This window comes from Pseudomonas sp. UBA6753, assembly GCF_002453565.1.
Lineage (GTDB): Bacteria > Pseudomonadota > Gammaproteobacteria > Pseudomonadales > Pseudomonadaceae > Aquipseudomonas > Aquipseudomonas putida_Z.
The window spans coordinates 44,637-62,109 of the sequence record NZ_DKHD01000046.1; the positions used below are offsets into that span (position 1 = coordinate 44,637).

At 63.5% G+C, this 17,473-nt stretch carries 15 protein-coding genes; 7 read left to right on the top strand and 8 right to left on the bottom strand.

Annotated features, from left to right (window positions below; all coding sequences use genetic code 11):
* Nucleotides 1–391 precede the first annotated feature (391 nt).
* Together B2790_RS18740 and B2790_RS18745 are read left to right on the top strand one after the other, a co-directional pair.
* Nucleotides 392–1,018 (top strand): riboflavin synthase subunit alpha, encoded by a 627-nt coding sequence (locus B2790_RS18740; RefSeq protein ID WP_286919459.1) that lies wholly within the window; start codon nucleotides 392–394, stop codon nucleotides 1,016–1,018.
* A gap of 9 nt (nucleotides 1,019–1,027) precedes the next feature.
* Entirely contained in the window at nucleotides 1,028–1,729 is a 702-nt protein-coding gene (locus B2790_RS18745) for a YoaK family protein (RefSeq protein ID WP_025338952.1), read from the top strand.
* Here the strand turns inward: B2790_RS18745 and proP are convergent, their stop codons facing one another.
* The 6 genes from proP to glaH form a co-directional block, all read right to left on the bottom strand.
* The gene (proP, locus tag B2790_RS18750) at nucleotides 1,730–3,232 is read right to left on the bottom strand and encodes a glycine betaine/L-proline transporter ProP (protein WP_286919460.1); all 1,503 of its coding nucleotides are present in this window, start codon (nucleotides 3,230–3,232) and stop codon (nucleotides 1,730–1,732) included.
* A 159-nt stretch (nucleotides 3,233–3,391) separates the two neighbouring features.
* Nucleotides 3,392–4,366 (bottom strand): porphobilinogen synthase, encoded by a 975-nt coding sequence (hemB, locus tag B2790_RS18755; protein WP_013972900.1) that lies wholly within the window; start codon nucleotides 4,364–4,366, stop codon nucleotides 3,392–3,394.
* 225 nt (nucleotides 4,367–4,591) lie between these two features.
* Nucleotides 4,592–5,485: a PA4780 family RIO1-like protein kinase gene (locus tag B2790_RS18760; protein WP_286919461.1), complete on the bottom strand. Its 894-nt coding sequence runs from the start codon at nucleotides 5,483–5,485 to the stop codon at nucleotides 4,592–4,594.
* Between the two features lie 87 nt (nucleotides 5,486–5,572).
* On the bottom strand, nucleotides 5,573–6,964 hold the full coding sequence (gabP, locus tag B2790_RS18765; protein ID WP_286919462.1) for a GABA permease: 1,392 nt from the start codon (nucleotides 6,962–6,964) through the stop codon (nucleotides 5,573–5,575).
* 151 nt (nucleotides 6,965–7,115) lie between these two features.
* A complete protein-coding gene (gene lhgO, locus B2790_RS18770; protein ID WP_286919463.1) occupies nucleotides 7,116–8,378 on the bottom strand; it encodes an L-2-hydroxyglutarate oxidase in 1,263 nt (420 codons plus the stop codon).
* Nucleotides 8,379–8,492: 114 nt separating this feature from the next.
* Nucleotides 8,493–9,470, bottom strand: coding sequence for a glutarate dioxygenase GlaH (glaH, locus tag B2790_RS18775; protein ID WP_075045100.1), 978 nt, complete (start codon nucleotides 9,468–9,470; stop codon nucleotides 8,493–8,495).
* 195 nt (nucleotides 9,471–9,665) lie between these two features.
* Between glaH and csiR the strand changes: the two genes are divergently transcribed.
* From csiR to B2790_RS18790, 3 genes are all read left to right on the top strand, one after another.
* Nucleotides 9,666–10,361, top strand: coding sequence for a DNA-binding transcriptional regulator CsiR (gene csiR, locus B2790_RS18780; RefSeq protein ID WP_015270630.1), 696 nt, complete (start codon nucleotides 9,666–9,668; stop codon nucleotides 10,359–10,361).
* A gap of 211 nt (nucleotides 10,362–10,572) precedes the next feature.
* Nucleotides 10,573–11,253, top strand: a complete 681-nt coding sequence (locus B2790_RS18785; RefSeq protein ID WP_025338946.1) for a response regulator transcription factor — start codon at nucleotides 10,573–10,575, stop codon at nucleotides 11,251–11,253.
* Nucleotides 11,231–12,622: a sensor histidine kinase gene (locus tag B2790_RS18790; protein ID WP_085598615.1), complete on the top strand. Its 1,392-nt coding sequence runs from the start codon at nucleotides 11,231–11,233 to the stop codon at nucleotides 12,620–12,622. Before B2790_RS18785 ends, B2790_RS18790 begins: the two co-directional genes overlap by 23 nt.
* Nucleotides 12,623–12,756: 134 nt before the next feature.
* On the opposite strand, the gene cysS is transcribed toward B2790_RS18790, so the two are convergent.
* Together cysS and B2790_RS18800 are read right to left on the bottom strand one after the other, a co-directional pair.
* Nucleotides 12,757–14,139: a cysteine--tRNA ligase gene (gene cysS, locus B2790_RS18795; protein WP_286919464.1), complete on the bottom strand. Its 1,383-nt coding sequence runs from the start codon at nucleotides 14,137–14,139 to the stop codon at nucleotides 12,757–12,759.
* A 9-nt stretch (nucleotides 14,140–14,148) separates the two neighbouring features.
* Nucleotides 14,149–15,852: a glutamine--tRNA ligase/YqeY domain fusion protein gene (locus tag B2790_RS18800; protein ID WP_286919465.1), complete on the bottom strand. Its 1,704-nt coding sequence runs from the start codon at nucleotides 15,850–15,852 to the stop codon at nucleotides 14,149–14,151.
* Nucleotides 15,853–16,099: 247 nt separating this feature from the next.
* On the opposite strand from B2790_RS18800, the gene B2790_RS18805 reads away from it, so the two are divergent.
* Both B2790_RS18805 and B2790_RS18810 read left to right on the top strand, forming a co-directional pair.
* A complete protein-coding gene (locus B2790_RS18805; RefSeq protein WP_286919466.1) occupies nucleotides 16,100–16,600 on the top strand; it encodes a peptidylprolyl isomerase in 501 nt (166 codons plus the stop codon).
* Nucleotides 16,597–17,319: a UDP-2,3-diacylglucosamine diphosphatase gene (locus B2790_RS18810; protein ID WP_075045099.1), complete on the top strand. Its 723-nt coding sequence runs from the start codon at nucleotides 16,597–16,599 to the stop codon at nucleotides 17,317–17,319. Before B2790_RS18805 ends, B2790_RS18810 begins: the two co-directional genes overlap by 4 nt.
* The last annotated feature ends 154 nt before the right edge of the window (nucleotides 17,320–17,473 follow it).

Below are 17,473 nucleotides of genomic sequence, written 5' to 3' on the forward strand. Positions count from 1 at the left end.
TTCGCGGGCATGCCCGCTCCTAAAGGGTCCCGGTCTGCCGAAGGAATGCACCATACCTGTGGGAGCGGGCGCGCCCGCGAACACCGGCGTAGCCGGTGCCATCCACCGCGCCGCCTGCTTCGCGGGCATGCCCGCTCCTACAGGGTCCCCGTCAGCCGAAGGAATGCACCATACCTGTGGGAGCGGGCGCGCCCGCGAACACGGGCGCAGCCGGTGCCATCCACCGCGCCGCCTGCTTCGCGGGTAAACCCGCTCCCACAGGGACCCCACCAGCTGAACGAGTGCGCCGTACCTGTGGGTTTCAAGTGTCCAGACAAATGGCCGGCTTGCTTTTACCGCGCCACGGGCATAGCGTTCGGAAGTTTTCTTTTCCGTGCCCAGGAGCAACTCCATGTACACCGGCATCGTCCAGGCCGTCCGCCCTCTGCTTGATGTGACCACCTACCCGGGCCACAACCAGTTCACCATCGACCTCACCCCCGAACTGCTCGACGAGCTGAAGATCGGCGCCAGCGTCAGTGTCGAAGGCACCTGCCTGTCGGTCACCGAAATCCACGGCACCCAGGTCAGGTTCGACGCCATGACCGCCACCCTCGAGCGCACCAACTTGCGCAACTTCAAGGCCGGCCAGGGCGTCAACATCGAACGCTCGGCGAAGATGAACGCCGAAGTCGGCGGCCACCTGATGGCCGGCCACATCGCCACCACCGCCGAAATCGTCCAGCTGTCGATCAAGGAAACCGGCGCCTTCATCAAGTTCCGCATGCCACCGGAATGGGGCAAGTACGTGTTCCCGCGCGGCTTCATCGGGGTCAACGGCTGCAGCCTGACCGTAGCCGATGTCGAGGACAATGTGATCACCATCAACCTGATCCCGGAAACCCTGCGCCAGACCACCTTCCCCAGCTACAAGGCCGGCGAGCTGCTCAACATCGAAGTGGACCACCAGACAATGGTGCTGGTCGATGTAGTGGAGCGCACCATCAAGAGCACCCTGGCCCGCGAAATGCCTCGCTGAGTTCCGAGGATGCTGCCCAACACCCTTCCCGCGCGCACAGCCAAGCGGCTGCGCCTGCAGATGCTGCGTGGTCGCGTGGGCCTCGGCCTAGTCGCCGGCCTGTCCGTACTGGCCGGCATGACCGATGCCATCGGCCTGCTGGCGCTGGGCGACTTCGTGTCGTTCATGAGTGGCAACACCACGCGCCTGGCCGTCGCCATCAGCGATGCGGACCTGGCCCTGGTGCTGCGCCTGAGTGCTGCAGTGCTGGGCTTCGTCGTCGGCAACGCCCTGGGCGTGCTGCTGGCGCGCGCTTTCCGCCGGCGGGCGTGGCCGGTGCTGCTGGTAGTCGCCGCCCTGCTGGGCTTTGCAGCCGCATGGCCCTTGGCAGCCACCTTTCCAGCGCTGCTCGCTGCCACACTGGCCATGGGCATGATCAATGCCGTGGTCGAACAGGTGAACGGCCTGCCCATCGGCCTGACCTACGTCACCGGCGCCCTGTCACGCTTCGGTCGTGGGCTGGGGCGCTGGCTGCTGGGCGAGCGGCGCAATGGCTGGCGGGTGCAACTGGTGCCTTGGGCCGGCATGCTGCTGGGCGCCGCGCTGGGTGCCTGGCTGGAGCACCACCTGGGCCTGCAGGCACTGACCGGCAGCTGTGCGCTGGCCTGCGTGCTGGCCCTGGTGTCGCGGTTCATTCCACGGACTTGGCAGCGTGGCTACATGCCACACTGATCACTCGATGCGCGGGTGCTGCTGCACCAGCAACTTGCGCTTGGCCTCCAGTTCGGCAATCTGAGCATCGATGTCCTCGATCCTTTGCTCGATGTTGTCGTGGTGTTCCTGCAGCAGCTCACGCGCTTCCTCGATATCCGATGCTGCCGGTGCAGCGCCGCGCAGCGGTTTGTTGGCGGTTTCCTTCATGGTCAGGCCGGTGACCAGCCCCACGGCGGCGATCACCATCAGGTAATAGGCCGGCATGTACAGGTTGCCAGTACTTTCCACCAGCCAGGCGGCGATGGTCGGGGTGAGGCCGGCGATCAACACCGAGATATTGAAGGCGCTGGCGAGGGCGCTGTAGCGGATGTGCGTGGGGAACATTGCCGGTAGCGTCGAGGCCATCACGCCGATGAAGAAGTTAAGCAGCACGGCAATGATCAGCAACCCGGCAAAAATCACCCCCAGCACGCCGCTGTTGATCAGCATGAATGCCGGGATGGCCAGCACCAACAGGCCGATGCTGCCGACGATGATGAACGGTCGACGGCCGAACTTGTCGCTGAGCAGCCCGATCATCGGCTGCACGAACAGCATGCCGACCATGATCGCGATGATGATCAGCACGCCATGGTCTTCGCTGTAGTGCAGGTTGTGCGACAGGTAGCTGGGCATGTACGTGAGCAGCATGTAGTAGGTGACGTTGGTGGCGATCACCACGCCAATGCAGGTCACCAGGCTGCGCCAGTGCTGGGTGGCCACTTCCCTGAACGACACCTTGGGCCCGGTCGCCAGGCCTTCGCGGTCGCCTTTCTCCAGCTTGTCGACGTGCTGCTGGAAGGCTGGCGTCTCCTCCAGCGCATGGCGCAGGTACAGGCCGATGATGCCCAGCGGCAAGGCGAGGAAGAACGGCAGGCGCCAACCCCATTCGAGGAACTTGTCCTCACCCAGCACCGTAGAGATCAACACCACCACACCGGCACCCAACACGAACCCGGCAATCGAGCCGAAGTCCAGCCAACTACCAAGAAACCCCCGTTTTCGGTCAGGGGCATATTCGGCGACGAAGATCGACGCGCCGGTGTACTCGCCCCCCACCGAGAAGCCCTGGGCCATCTTGGCCAGCAGCAGCAGGATCGGCGCCCAGATACCGATGCTGGCATAGGACGGTATCAGGCCGATGGCGAAGGTGCTGAGCGACATGATCACGATGGTCGCAGCGAGGATTTTCTGCCGCCCGAACCGGTCACCCAAGGCACCGAAGAACAGCCCGCCCAGGGGCCTGATCAGAAACGGCACCGAGAACGTGGCCAACGCCGCGATCATCTGCACGCTCGGGTCGGCATTGGGGAAGAAAACCTTGCCCAGGGCGTAGGCGACGAAGCCGTAGACGCCGAAGTCGAACCACTCCATGGCATTGCCCAGGGCTGCCGCGGTGATTGCTTTGCGCATCTTGCCGTCGTCGACAATGGTGATGTCCTTCAGGCCGATTGGCTGGAGGCTTTTCTTGCGAGGTTTCATGTCCGTATCCCTGTCGATGAATGCTCTAAGGGATGAGATACAACGGGACACTAAATAATTCAGCGCTTACGGTTTTTTTGTGCTTTTCCTCACCGGTTGCGGCACAGGCAAAGAAAAGCCGCTGCAATGGCAGCGGCTTGCATGGGCAACGGCTCGCGGTCAGATGCCTTCGCGGGCCAGGTCCATGGCGAAGTAGGTGAGGATCAGGTCGGCACCGGCACGCTTGATTGCGCCAATGCTTTCACGCACCACACGGCCTTCATCGATGGCGCCAGCCAGGCCGCCGAACTTGATCATCGCGTACTCGCCGCTCACCTGGTACGCCGCCAGCGGCAGGCGCGAGGCGGCACGGATATCGGCGATCACATCGAGGTAGGCACCGGCCGGCTTGACCATCAGCACATCCGCCCCTTCCTGCTCGTCGAGCAGCGACTCACGCACGGCTTCGCGGCGGTTCATCGGGTTCATCTGGTAGCTCTTGCGGTCGCCCTTCAGCGCGGTACCACCGGCTTCACGGAACGGGCCATACAGCGACGAGGCGAACTTGGTGGAATAGGCCATGATCGCGGTGTCGTGGAAGCCGGCACCATCCAGTGCGCTGCGGATAGCCTGGACCTGGCCGTCCATCGCCGCCGACGGGGCAATGAAGTCGGCACCGGCAGCAGCGGCGATGACCGCCTGCTTGCCCAGGTTGGCCAGGGTGGCGTCGTTGTCCACGCCGTGGTCGTGCAGCACGCCGCAGTGGCCGTGGCTGGTGTATTCGCAGAAGCAGGTGTCGGACATCACCACCATTTCCGGCACGGTGTCCTTGCAGATGCGCGACATGCGCGCGACCAGGCCGTTTTCGTTCCAGGTGTCGCTGCCGACGGCGTCCAGGTTGTGCGAAACGCCAAAGGTCATCACCGACTTGATACCGGCGCGGGCATAGCGCTCGATTTCCTGGGCCAGCAGCTTCTCGGGGATGCGGTTGACGCCCGGCATGCTGGTGATCGGCACGAAGTCATCGATGCCCTCTTCGACGAAGATCGGCAGGATCAGGTCTTCAAGGCGGAACTCGGTTTCCTGGAAGATCGTGCGCAGGGACTCGTTCTGGCGCAGGCGGCGTGGACGAACGGACGGGAATTGGTTGGACATGACAGCTCCAGGGAATTTGAACGGCGTATACCTTATGCCTGTCACGCGCCAGTGAAAAGGCCAGATGACGAGATATTGTCTTGCGTCAAAGGCAATGGCTGCATTTTTCCTGTGCCGGCCTCTTCGCGGGCATGCCCGCTCCCACAAGTACAGCGCAGCCCTCAAGTATTGCGCGGTCCCTGTGGGAGCGGGCGTGCCCGCGAAGAGGCCGGCACAGGCAACACATTACTGCAGCCAGGGCGGCGCAGGCTCCTCTGCCCTGGCCGCCCCATGCTCAGCCTCGGCCCGCGCGGCGCGCCGGCGCGCATCATCCAGCCGGGCCGCATCGATCTCGCGCATCACCCCGGCCACGTCAGCCGCATGCTCGTCATCCTCGAACAGCCCCGTCAGCGGGCTGTCCGGGCGCAGTTCGCCCGCCTCGTACAAGGCCCACATTTCCTGCGCATACCGGGTGCTTTTCAGCTCCGGCGCAAAGCGCCCGAAATAATGGGCCATGTTGGCCACATCGCGCTGCAGCATGCTGAAGGCATGGTTGTTGGCCGCTGCATCCACCGCCTGCGGCAGGTCGATGATCACCGGCCCGTCCGGGCCAAGCAGCACGTTGAACTCCGACAGGTCGCCATGCACCAGCCCGGCACACAGCATCAGCACGATCTGGCGAATGACGAAGGCATGGAACGCCCGGGCATCCTCGGCCTCGAGGTGCACGTCGTTCAGGCGCGGGGCCGCGTCACCGTCGGCATCGGTCACCAGCTCCATCAACAGCACGCCGTCCTGGAAATCGTAAGGCTTGGGAACCCTCACGCCAGCGCCGGCCAGGCGGAACAGCGCCGCCACTTCGGCGTTCTGCCAGGCGTCCTCGGCTTCCTTGCGGCCGTACTTGCTGCCCTTGGCCATCGCCCGGGCCTGACGGCTGTTGCGAACCTTGCGGCCTTCCTGGTACTCGGCAGCCTGGCGGAAACTGCGCTTGTTGGCTTCTTTATAAACCTTGGCGCAGCGCACCTGGTTGCCACAGCGCACCACATACACGGCGGCTTCCTTGCCACTCATCAACGGCCGCAGTACTTCGTCGACCAGGCCGTCTTCGATCAGGGGTTCGATTCTTTTGGGTGTCTTCATCAGGCTGCGTTCGGGGTCCTGGCTGTGATGGCGGACATCCTCTCACAGCCTGAAGCGACTTGCTCGTCTGTCTTCAGGCCGAAAGGCTCAGGCGCCCTGCCCTACGCGGCCAACCACCACCTCGCGCGCCCGACGCCGTGTGACCAGAAGGCCCGAACACACCACCAGCACCGCCAGCACCATGGTCGATACCACTTCCAGGCGGTGATCCGGGCGGAACAGCATCAGCACCAGCACGCCACTGATGAACAGGATCACGCCCCACGTCAGCCACGGGAACAGCCACATGCGGTAGCCCAGTGTCTTGCCCTGTGCGGTCAGGCGCTGGCGCAGGCGCAGCTGGGAAACGGCGATCACCAGGTACACCAGCAAGGCAATGGCGCCGGAGCTTGCCATGAGGAAGCCGAACACCTTGGCCGGTACCAGGTAGTTGGCGATCACCGCCAGGAAAGCTGCGCCAGTGGACAGCAGCACAGCTACCACGGGGGTGCCGCTGCGGCTGGTCACCTGGACACAGGCCGGCGCATCACCGCGGCGGCTCAGCGAGTAGACCATGCGCGACGCGGTATACAGCGACGAGTTGAGGCAGCTGGTCACCGACGTCAGCACCACGAAGTCGATGATGGCCTTGGCATTCGGCACGCCCAGGGTGTCCAGCACCGTGACATAGGAACCTTCGGTGGCCAGGCGCGGGTCGGTCCACGGCACCAGCGCGATGACGATGAAGATCGACAGGATATAGAACAGGGTGATTCGCCAGATCACCGAGTTGGTGGCCTTGGAAATATGCTTGCCCGCTTCGTCGGATTCGGCCGCGGCGATGGTCACCACCTCGGCACCGAGGAACGAGAACATGGTAATCAGCATGGCGCTGAGCACCGCACCAAAACCGTTGGGCATGAAGCCGCCGCTATCCCACAGGCGCGACACGCCGCTGACACCAGAGCCTGGCAGCAGGCCGAAGATGGCGCACACCCCCAGCGCGATGAAACTGACGATGGCCACCACCTTCACCAACGCCAGCCAGAACTCGAACTCACCGTAGTTCTTCACGCTGAACAGGTTGGTGGCAGTCAGCAATAGAGTAATCACCAACGACAAGACCCAGATCTCCAGCTGCGGGACCCAGGAATTGATGATGGTGGCGGCGATATTGGCCTCGATGGGGATGATCAGTACCCAGAACCACCAGTACAACCAGCCGATGGTGTAGCCGGCCCACTTGCCGATGGCGAGGTCGGCATAGGTAGAGAACGAACCGGTGTCCGGCGAGGCAACGACCATTTCGGCCAGCATGCGCATCACCAGCACCACCAGCGCGCCGGCCAGGATATAGGCCAGGATGGTGGCGGGCCCTGCTTCGGCAATCGCACGGCCGGAGCCGACGAACAGGCCGGCACCGATCACGCCGGCAATGGACAGCATGGTGACATGCCGGGATTTCAATCCATGACTCAAATTGTTCTTGTGGGTTTGCATGGCGCTACCTTGTTGTTTTTGTCATGCCCACGCAGGGGCCGCCGGCTTGCACGTCACCGACGCAGGCGCGAAAAAGCCCGCCCTGCCCCAGGTGGTGAGTAGGGCAGTACGGGTTGAGTAAAACGAAACCGCAGAACGTATTACGGGTAGGTCAACCGGCAGCCCGCTGACGAGGCGCCAGGTCGGCCTTGGGGGAACTGCCGCCCTGACGGCCGACCTGCTCGCATACCTTGTCGACGATGTAGGCGCCGATCGGGATGGCGGAGGTGGCGGCCGGCGACGGTGCGTTGCACACGTTGACGCTGCGAGCGGTGTTGACGAACAGGAAGTCGTCGATCAGCTTGCCGTCACGCGACACGGCCTGGGCACGCACGCCGGCCGGGTAAGGCGTGAGGTCGGCCTTGGTGATGCTCGGGCAGTACTTCTGGACCTGCTTGAGGTAGCCACCCTTGAACAGCGAGTTCTTCATCTCGATCAGGCCAGGGCGGAAGTTCTTCGCCAGCACCTTGAGGATGCCGGGGGTGGTCAAGGTCTGGAACAGGTCGCTGGGGCTGACATCGCGCTTGCGGTAGCCCTCGCGCTTCATCGCCAGCACGGCGTTGGGGCCAACGGTCACAGTGCCGTCGATCATCCGTGTCAGGTGCACGCCCAGGAACGGCATGGACGGGTCGGGAATCGGGTAGATCAGGTGGTTGACGATCTGGTTGTGCTGCTTGGGCAGCAGGTAGTACTCGCCACGGAACGGGCAGATGACGAACTCGGTCCGCAGGCCCAGCATGCTCACCACGCGGTCGGCCATCAGGCCCGAGCAGGTCACCAGGAAACGGCTGCGCAACTCATCGTCATGATGGTCGCCACGCGTGCGCACGACCACTTCGCTGGCCAGCTCCTGCAGGCCGACCACCTCGGCGCCATAGCGGATTTCACCGCCGGCGCGCTGGAACTCGGCGCCCATGGCCGCAGTCACTTCGGCGTAATTGACGATGCCGCTGGAGGGCACGAAGATGCCGCCCATGCCAACGATATTGGGCTCGCGCTCGCGCAGCTCGGCCGCCGACAGCCAGTAGCGCTCCAGGCCATTGGCCGCGGTACGTTCCCACAGCGCCTTCATGCGCTGCATTTCCAGGTCGTTGGTGGCCACCAGCAGCTTGCCGCACTCATCGAAGCGGATACCGTGCTGGGTGCAGAAGGCCTTGGTGGCCTTGTTGCCTTCCAGGCAGAAGCGCGCCTTGAGGCTGCCGGGGGTGTAATACACGCCGGCGTGGATCACGCCGCTGTTGTGGCCGGTCTGGTGGCGGGCCGGGCCGGACTCTTTCTCCAGCAGGAGAATCTTCGCATCCGGGTAGACCTTGATCAGGTGCATGGCCGTGGACATGCCCACAATGCCACCGCCAATGATGATGAAATCGTACACAGCCTTACCTCACACGCAGGCATTGCCTGACTGGCTCACCAAGGCCCGCGCGAGCCCTGGTGGCATCGTTTTGTGCAAAGGCGCGTGGGCGGGCGCCCGCCCCGCGCCCTGTCATTATTGCCCGCGCTGGTACAGCGGTTTGGGGAAGGCCACGTAGCCGCGCTGGCGCATCAGTTCGCGGCGCAGGCCTTCGTGCGGCGTGAAGCGGTCGCGACCATGCAGCCAGAACAGGTTGTTGATCAGCAGGAAGCTACCCACGCCAACCGGTACCGAAAGCTTCTTCTCGCTGCCTTCCAGCGATTCGGACAAGGCGTTCAGCCAGATGCCCTCCTCGTAGTTTTCCGGCTGCACGAACTGGTCAATGTAGCGCATGGTCGGGCGGCCTTCGGCATCGGTGTCGAATACCGAGTGGAACACATCCTCGGACACCTTCTTGCTTGGCGGTGCGGTCCAGCGCATCTCGCGACGGGCCAGCGGGTGGCGGAAGAATTCGTCGCACTGTTCCCAGTCGTCCAGGTGCAGCAGCAGCGAGTTGCCGCCTTCCATGTTCTTTTCGTCGATCTTCAGCATCAGCACGTAGTCGGTGATCTGGTTGACGAAGGTGCCGTCGTTGTGCAGCTCCATGACCCGGTGCGGTTGGCGCAGGTAGCTGTCGGAGTTGTCGGTGTTGACCACCACGAAGCGGGCATAGAACTGGCCGCTCATGGCGTCGTAGTTGGAGCGGCCGATCAGGTGTGCGCAGGCGGTGGTGAACTTGACCATGTCCTCGGCCTGGCTCACGTCATCCAGGCCGACCGGGGTGATCAGCATGCCGCCGCTGGCGCGGTTGAGGATGGTATTGAGCAGCACCGGCCGCAGGGTGCCCTGGCACAGCTCGTCAAGGATCTCGCCAACCCGGAAGCGCAGGAACGACTTGTACTCCAGCGCCTGCACCGGCCACTGGGCAACAGCCTGGACGAACGCTTCGACCGTTTCGCGCGCAAAGGTGAGCTCAAGCAGGCGTGGCGACTGTTTCGAGGGGGCGATGGTGAAACCACGCGGTTCGAGCGGCAGTGGCATCACAAGTTCGTCGATCTGCGTAAAAGCGTTCATGGCAGTGTCCTGGCAGAGAAAGTGAGTGGCGCCGTCCGGTCATGACCTGGATCAGTGCGGGCGAGCTAAAATTATCGCCATAAACGCAAAATGTCTACATTTTTATTTTTCACAGACAAAACGCATGTTTGTCCATTGTTTTTCGCCAGCGAACGCTTTCGGTATGATCGACAAAACCGTTTGAGGAACAGGACCTTGGAAGCGCTCGCCCCCCGACAAAACTCAGCATTCAGCGGGTATGAGAGGCTCAAGAAGGACATCATCCGCGGCGTGTTCAAGCCCGGAGAAAAGCTGCTGATGAGCACCCTGAAGGAACGCTACGACCTGGGCGTGGGCCCGCTGCGCGAAGCACTGTCGCAGCTGGTGGCCGAGCACCTGGTCAACGCGATCAGCCAGAAGGGCTACCGTGTGGCGCCCATGTCGCTGGACGAGATGAACGACATCTACGATGCCCGCGCCAACCTGGAGGCGATGATCATCACCCTGGCCATCGAACGTGGCGACGACGCCTGGGAGGCGTCGGTACTGGCCCACTCGCATACCCTGGCCAAGGTGGTGGAAGTGAAAACCCGCGAGCAACGCCTGGATGTATGGGACGAACGGCACAAGGCGTTCCACACGGCCATTGCTTCGGGCTGCGGCTCCAAGCACCTGCTGCAGGCGCGCACCTACCTGTTCGACCAGGCCGAGCGCTACCGGCACCTGTGGCTGACCCAGACGGTGTTTTCCGAACAGGCCCTGGAGCTCAAGCGCCAGGAGCATGCGGCATTGGTCGAGGTGATTCTGGCCCGGGACGCCAAGCGCGCCAGCGCCATGATGCGTTCGCACCTGATGACTCCGGTGCCGATCATTGCGCAGATCATGCATGCCGAGGGTATCGGCGCACGCTAGAGGGTTGCTTTGTACCTTTCAGGGCCCTATCGCCGGCAAGCCAGCTCCCACAGGTACTGCGCTGCCTTCGGGGCCTGTGGGGTCTCTGTGGGAGCTGGCTTGCCGGCGATAGGGCCAGTGCAGGCAAAACGCGCCAGATGAATTTTTCTTAAATCGCCGTTTGGCTATTCTTTGGCACAATCAAGTCTCCATTAGATGCCCGGGAACCAGCATGCCTCGCGTACTGACCATCGAAGACGACGCCGTCACCGGCCAGGAAATCGTCGCCGAACTTACCAGCCACGGCCTTGAGGTGGATTGGGCCGACAATGGCCGTGAAGGCCTGGCCAAGGCCATTGCCGGCGGCTACGACCTGATCACCCTGGACCGCATGCTGCCCGAGGTCGATGGCCTGACCATCGTCACCACCCTGCGCAGCCTCAAGATCGCCACGCCGATCCTGATGATCAGCGCCCTCTCCGACGTCGACGAGCGGGTGCGCGGCCTGCGTGCCGGGGGTGACGACTACCTGACCAAACCGTTCGCCTCCGACGAGATGGCCGCGCGGGTCGAAGTGCTGCTGCGCCGCAACAGCGTGCCCATGACCCAGACCCGCCTGCAGGTCGCTGACCTGCAACTGGACCTGATCAGCCACGAAGCCCGCCGTGGCGAACAGACCCTCAACCTGCTGCCCACCGAGTACAAACTGCTGGAGTACCTGATGCGCCATAGCGGCCAGGTGATCACGCGGATGATGATTTTCGAGGAAGTCTGGGGCTACCACTTCGACCCGGGCACCAACCTGATTGATGTGCACATCGGCCGCCTGCGCAAGAAAATCGACTCACCCGGCCAGTCGCCGCTGATCCGTACGGTACGGGGCTCCGGCTATGCCATTGCTGAACCCGTCTAAGGGCTGGAGCTCCTCGACCAGTCGCCTGCTGGCGCTGTACAGCTTTCTGTTCGTGGCCTGGAGCAGCATCCTCATGGGGGTGCTGTACTTCGAGGTGTCCAGCTACCTGAACAAACTCACCCGCCATTCGATGCTGCAGCGCCAACACCTGTTCGCGCACATGAGCGGCAAACAGCTGGACGACGCCCTGGTCGCCAGCCAGGCCTTCGAAGAGCGCAGCTTCGACGCCTACGGCCTGTTCGACAACCAGCTCAACCCGATCGGCGGGCGCATTCGCGCCATCCCGCCAGAGCTGGGGCTGGACGGCAAGGTTCACGAACTCAAGCGCTGCCTGGACGCCGACGACCCGCACATGCCGCGTGACAGCTGCGACGCGGTGGCGATCAAGGTGCAGGATGGCCGCTGGCTGGTGCTGGTGCGCGACAACGGCTCGCTGTTCGTGGTCACCCGGATCATCCTGCATGCCCTGCTCTGGGGGATCTCGCTGACCCTGATCCCGGGCTTTGCCGGCTGGTACCTGCTCAGGCGCCGCCCACTCAAGCGCATTCGCGCGATCCAGGCCCAGGCCGAACTGATCGTCGCCGGTGACCTTACCCACCGCCTGCCGCTGTCGGCCCGGCGTGACGAGCTGGACATGCTGGCGGCCATCGTCAACGCCATGCTCGACCGCATCGAGCGGCTGATGCACGAGGTCAAGGGCGTGTGCGACAACATCGCCCACGACCTGCGCACCCCGCTCACGCGCCTGCGCGCCCAGCTGTACCGCATTCGCCAGCAAAGTGACGTCGACTCCACCCAGGCCGAGGCACTGGACCAGGCCATCGGCGAAACCGACACCCTGATGGCGCGTTTTCGCGGTTTGTTGCGTATCAGTGAACTGGAAGATCGCCAGCGGCGGGCCGGTTTCGTCCAGCTTGACCCGCACGAACTGCTGGTGGAGTTGCACGACTTCTACCTGCCGCTGGCCGAAGATGGCGGCATCCGCCTGGAACTGCAGCAACCAGCCGAACTGCCGGCATTGCACGGTGACCGCGAACTGCTGTTCGAGGCACTGGCCAACCTGGTGGGCAACGGCATCAAGTTCACGCCCGAGGGTGGGCTGGTGCGGATTACTGCGACGCAGGACGACAAAGGGCTGCACCTGGCCATCGAGGACAGCGGGCCGGGTATTCCGGAAGAGGAACGGGCGGCAGTGTTGAAGCGCTTCTACCGTAGCGATGAAGGCCACCGCCATGCGGGGTTCGGGCTGGGGTTGTCGATCGTTGCGGCGATCGTCGACCTGCATGGGTTCGGGCTGGAGGTGGGGGAAAGCGAGCTGGGTGGGGCCAGGTTGGTGTTGCACTGCCCGCTCGCCGGGCTAGCCAAATAGAAGCTGGGGCCGCTATGCGGCCCATCGCCGGCAAGCCAGCTCCCACAGGGACTGCGCAGTTCTTCAGTATTGCGCGGTTCCTGTGGGAGCTGGCTTGCCGGCGATGGGCTGCGCAGCAGCCCCAATGACATCGATCAGTCAGCCAGACGCCAAGTAGTCCCACCCTTGCTGTCTTCCAGCACCACACCCATGGCGGTCAACTGGTCGCGAATGCGGTCGGACTCGGCCCAGTTCTTGTCCGCACGCGCCTGCAGGCGCGCCTGGATCAAGCCCTCGACCTCAGCGGCATCCACCTTGCCTTCGGCACCGGCGCGCAGGAAGTCATCGGCTTCCAGCTGCAGCACACCCAGCACATCACCCAGCTCGCGCAGGCGACCGGCCAGGCCGGCAGCGGCCTCCAGGTCGCTGTCGCGCAGGCGGTTGATCTCGCGCACCAGGTCGAACAGCACGGCGCAGGCTTCGGGGGTGCCGAAGTCGTCGTTCATGGCCACGCTGAAGCGCTCGACAAACTCTTCGCCCCCCTTGGCCGCCACCCATGGCAAGCCGCGCAAGGCGTGGTAGAAGCGCTCCAGTGCGCCCTTGGCATCGCGCAGGCTGTCTTCCGAGTAGTTGATCGCGCTGCGGTAGTGGCTGGCCACCAGCAGGTAGCGCACCACTTCAGGGTGGTACTTCTCGAGCACGTCGCGGATGGTGAAGAAGTTGTTCAACGACTTGGACATCTTCTCGCCATTGATCCGGATCATGCCGCAGTGCATCCAGGCGTTGGCGTACTGCTTGCCGGTGGCCGCCTCGCTCTGGGCAATCTCGTTCTCGTGGTGCGGGAACTCCAGGTCGCTGCCGCCGCCGTGAATGTCGAAGCTTTCACCCAGGCAGCAGGTAGACATCACCGAGCACTCGATGTGCCAGCCCGGACGCCCCGGGCCCCATGGCGATTCCCAGCTCGGCTCGCCCGGCTTGACGCCCTTCCACAGCACGAAGTCCAGCGGGTCCTGCTTGGCTTCGTCGACCTCGATACGGGCACCGATGCGCAGGTCTTCGATCTTCTTGCGCGACAGCTTGCCGTAACCGACGAACTTGCCGACGCGGTAGTACACGTCGCCATTGCCCGGTGCGTAGGCATAACCCTTGTCGATCAGGGTCTGGATCATCGCGTGCATGCCGGCGATATGGTCGGTGGCACGCGGTTCCTGGTCCGGCGGCAGGATGTTCAGGCGGCGCTCGTCTTCGTGCATCGCGTCGATCATGCGGGCGGTCAGGGCGTCGAAGCTTTCGCCGTTCTCGTTGGCCCGGTTGATGATCTTGTCATCGATGTCGGTGATGTTGCGCACATAGGTCAGCTCGTAGCCGCTCTTGCGCAGCCAGCGGGTGACCAGGTCGAAGGCCACCATGCTGCGGCCATGGCCCAGGTGGCAGTAGTCGTATACGGTCATGCCGCACACGTACATGCGCACCTTGTTGCCATCCAGCGGCTTGAAGGTTTCCTTCGCTTTGCTCAGCGTGTTGTAGATGGTAAGCACGGCGGTTCCTCAGCTGCCCCAGGAGTCACGCAGGGTGACAGTGCGGTTGAACACCGGGCGGCCCGGCTGGCTGTCTTTCAGGTCGGCGCAGAAGTAACCTTCGCGTTCGAACTGGAAGCGGTCCTCGGGCTGCGCCTGGGCCAGCGACGGCTCGGCACGGCAGCCGCTGAGCACTTGCAGCGAGCCTGGGTTGATGTTGTCCAGGAAGCTGCCGCCCTCTTCGGTCTTTTCCGGGTTCGGCGAGCGGAACAGGCGGTCGTACAGGCGCACTTCGCACTCGACGCTGCCCTCGGCCGGCACCCAGTGGATCACGCCCTTGACCTTGCGGCCTTCCGGGTTCTTGCCCAGGGTGTCCGGGTCGTACGAGCAGCGCAGCTCGACGATGTTGCCGTCGGCATCCTTGACCGCCTCGTCGGCGCGGATCACGTAGCTGCCGCGCAGGCGCACTTCACCGGCCGGTTCCAGGCGCTTGTAGCCCTTCGGCGGCTCTTCCATGAAGTCGTCGCGGTCGATGTATAGTTCACGGGAGAACGGCAGCACGCGCACGCCCATGTCTTCCTTCGGGTGGCGCGGCAGTTCGAGCTGCTCGACCTGGCCTTCCGGGTAGTTGGTGATGACTACCTTCAGCGGGCGCAGCACGCACATGGCGCGCGGTGCGGTGCGGTCCAGGTCGTCACGGATGCTGAACTCGAGCATCGACATGTCGACCACGCCGTCGGACCGGTTGGTGCCGATCATTTCGCAGAAGTTGCGGATCGAGGCCGGGGTGTAGCCACGGCGACGGAAGCCGGACAGCGTCGACATGCGTGGGTCGTCCCAGGCTTCGACGTGCTTTTCGTCCACCAGCTGCTTGAGCTTGCGCTTGGAAGTGATGGTGTAGTTCAGGTTCAGGCGGCTGAACTCGTACTGGCGCGGGTGTGCCGGCACCGGCAGGTTGTCGAGGAACCAGTCGTACAGCGGACGATGCCCTTCGAACTCCAGGGTGCAGATCGAGTGGGTGATGCCCTCGATGGCGTCCGACTGGCCATGGGTGAAGTCGTAGTTCGGGTAGATGCACCACTTGTCACCGGTCTGGTGGTGGTGGGCATGGCGGATACGGTACAGGATCGGGTCGCGCAGGTTCATGTTCGGCGAGGCCATGTCGATCTTGGCCCGCAGCACGCGCTCGCCATCCTTGAACTCGCCGGCTTTCATGCGGGCGAACAGGTCGAGGTTCTCGTCAACGCTGCGCTCGCGGAACGGGCTGTTCTTGCCCGGCTCCTTGAGGTTGCCACGGTATTCCTTGGCCTGCTCGGGGGTAAGGTCGCAGACGTAGGCCTTGCCACGCTTGATCAGCTCGACCGCCCAGTCGTGCAGCTGGTCGAAGTAGTCGGAGGCGTAGCGCACGTCGCCGGCCCATTCGAAGCCCAGCCACTTGACATCGCTCTGGATGGCGTCGATGTACTCCTGGTCTTCCTTGGCCGGGTTGGTATCGTCGAAACGCAGGTGGCAGACGCCCCCGAATTCCTTGGCCAGGCCGAAGTTGACGCAGATCGACTTGGCGTGACCGATGTGCAGGTAGCCATTGGGCTCCGGCGGGAAACGGGTGACGATGCTGCTGTGCTTGCCCGAGTCCAGGTCGGCCTGGATGATCGGCCGCAGGAAGTTCGCAGGGACAGCGGGGGCGCCTTTGGCAGCGGCGTTGGGCGCGTTGTCGGCAGTGGGCTTGCTCATAGGATCCTTGAATGCACGTGTCCGGCCTGGGTAGGCCGATTGAATCAAAGGGCCTATCATAGCCGAAGCAGTCAAGCTGCTGACAGTCGGGCCCGGACAAACTGGCGTGATTTATCACGGCTTTTTGCCGCAGCCTGGCAAAATGGCCAGTGCGCGCCATGTGTCGCGATCGCCTGATCCTGCGTCAGGTGATAACCCGCGCCCTGCGCACCCTAATTCCGATTGCCTTGAAAGAGCGAGTTTCAGCATGTCCAAAGTCAAACTGAGCACCAACCACGGCGACATCGTCCTGCAACTGGACGCCGAGAAAGCGCCGCTGACTACCGAAAACTTCGTTCAGTACGTCAAGGACGGCCACTACCATGGCACCGTGTTCCACCGTGTGATCAAGGGCTTCATGATCCAGGGCGGCGGCTTCGAGCCTGGCATGAGCCAGAAGAAGACCCGCGCCAGCATCCAGAACGAAGCCGACAACGGCCTGAAGAACAAGAAGTACAGCATTGCCATGGCCCGTACCATGGAACCGCACTCCGCCTCGGCGCAGTTCTTCATCAACTCGTCCGACAACGACTTCCTCAACCACAGCGGCAAGAACGTGCAGGGCTGGGGCTACGCGGTATTCGGCGAAGTGATCGAAGGCCGTGAAATCGTCGACGCCATCGAAAAGGTCGCCACCGGTTCCAAGGCTGGCCACCAGGACGTGCCGAAGGACGACGTGGTCATCGAGAAAGCCGAGATCGTTGAGTGATCCTGCTGATCTCCGATCTGCACCTGCAAGAAGAACGCCCGGACATTACCCGGGCGTTTCTTGATCTGCTCGATGGCCGTGCCCGCCACGCCAAGGCGTTGTACATCCTTGGCGACTTCTTCGAAGCCTGGATCGGCGACGACGCCATGACACCCTTCCAGCAGTCGGTCTGCCAGGCCATGCGGCGGCTGAGCGACAGCGGCACGGCCATCTACCTGATGCATGGCAACCGTGATTTCCTGATTGGCCAGGCCTTCTGCGACGCTGCGGGCTGCACGTTGCTGCACGACCCCTGCGTGATCGAGCTGGGTGGTGAGCAGGTGCTGCTGATGCATGGCGATACCCTGTGCACCCGCGACCTGGCCTACATGAAAATGCGCCGCTTGCTGCGCAACCCGCTGAGCCTGTGGGTGTTGCGGCACCTGCCGCTTTCGGCCCGCTACAAGCTGGCACGCAAGCTACGCAGCGAAAGCCGCTCGCAAACGCGGATGAAGTCCACCGAGATCGTCGATGTCACGCCGGAGGAAGTGCCGAAGGTGATGGCGGCGCATGGTGTACGTACCTTGGTGCATGGGCATACCCATCGGCCGGCGATACACAAGCTGGTGGTCGACGGGCAACCGGCACGGCGTATCGTGCTGGGCGACTGGGACCGCCGTGGCTGGGCCTTGCAGGTTGACGAGCAAGGGTTTCAGCTGGCGCCGTTCGAGTTTTCCTGACCAACCGAGTCGCCTTTTTCGCGGGCACGCCCGCTCCCACAGGTACCGCACCGCTTGTAGCCCTGGTGCAGTACCTGTGGGAGCGGGCGAGCCCGCGAAGAGGCCGGTATGCCCTACTGCTGGACCACCGCCCCCTTGTCGGTAAAGCTGACCA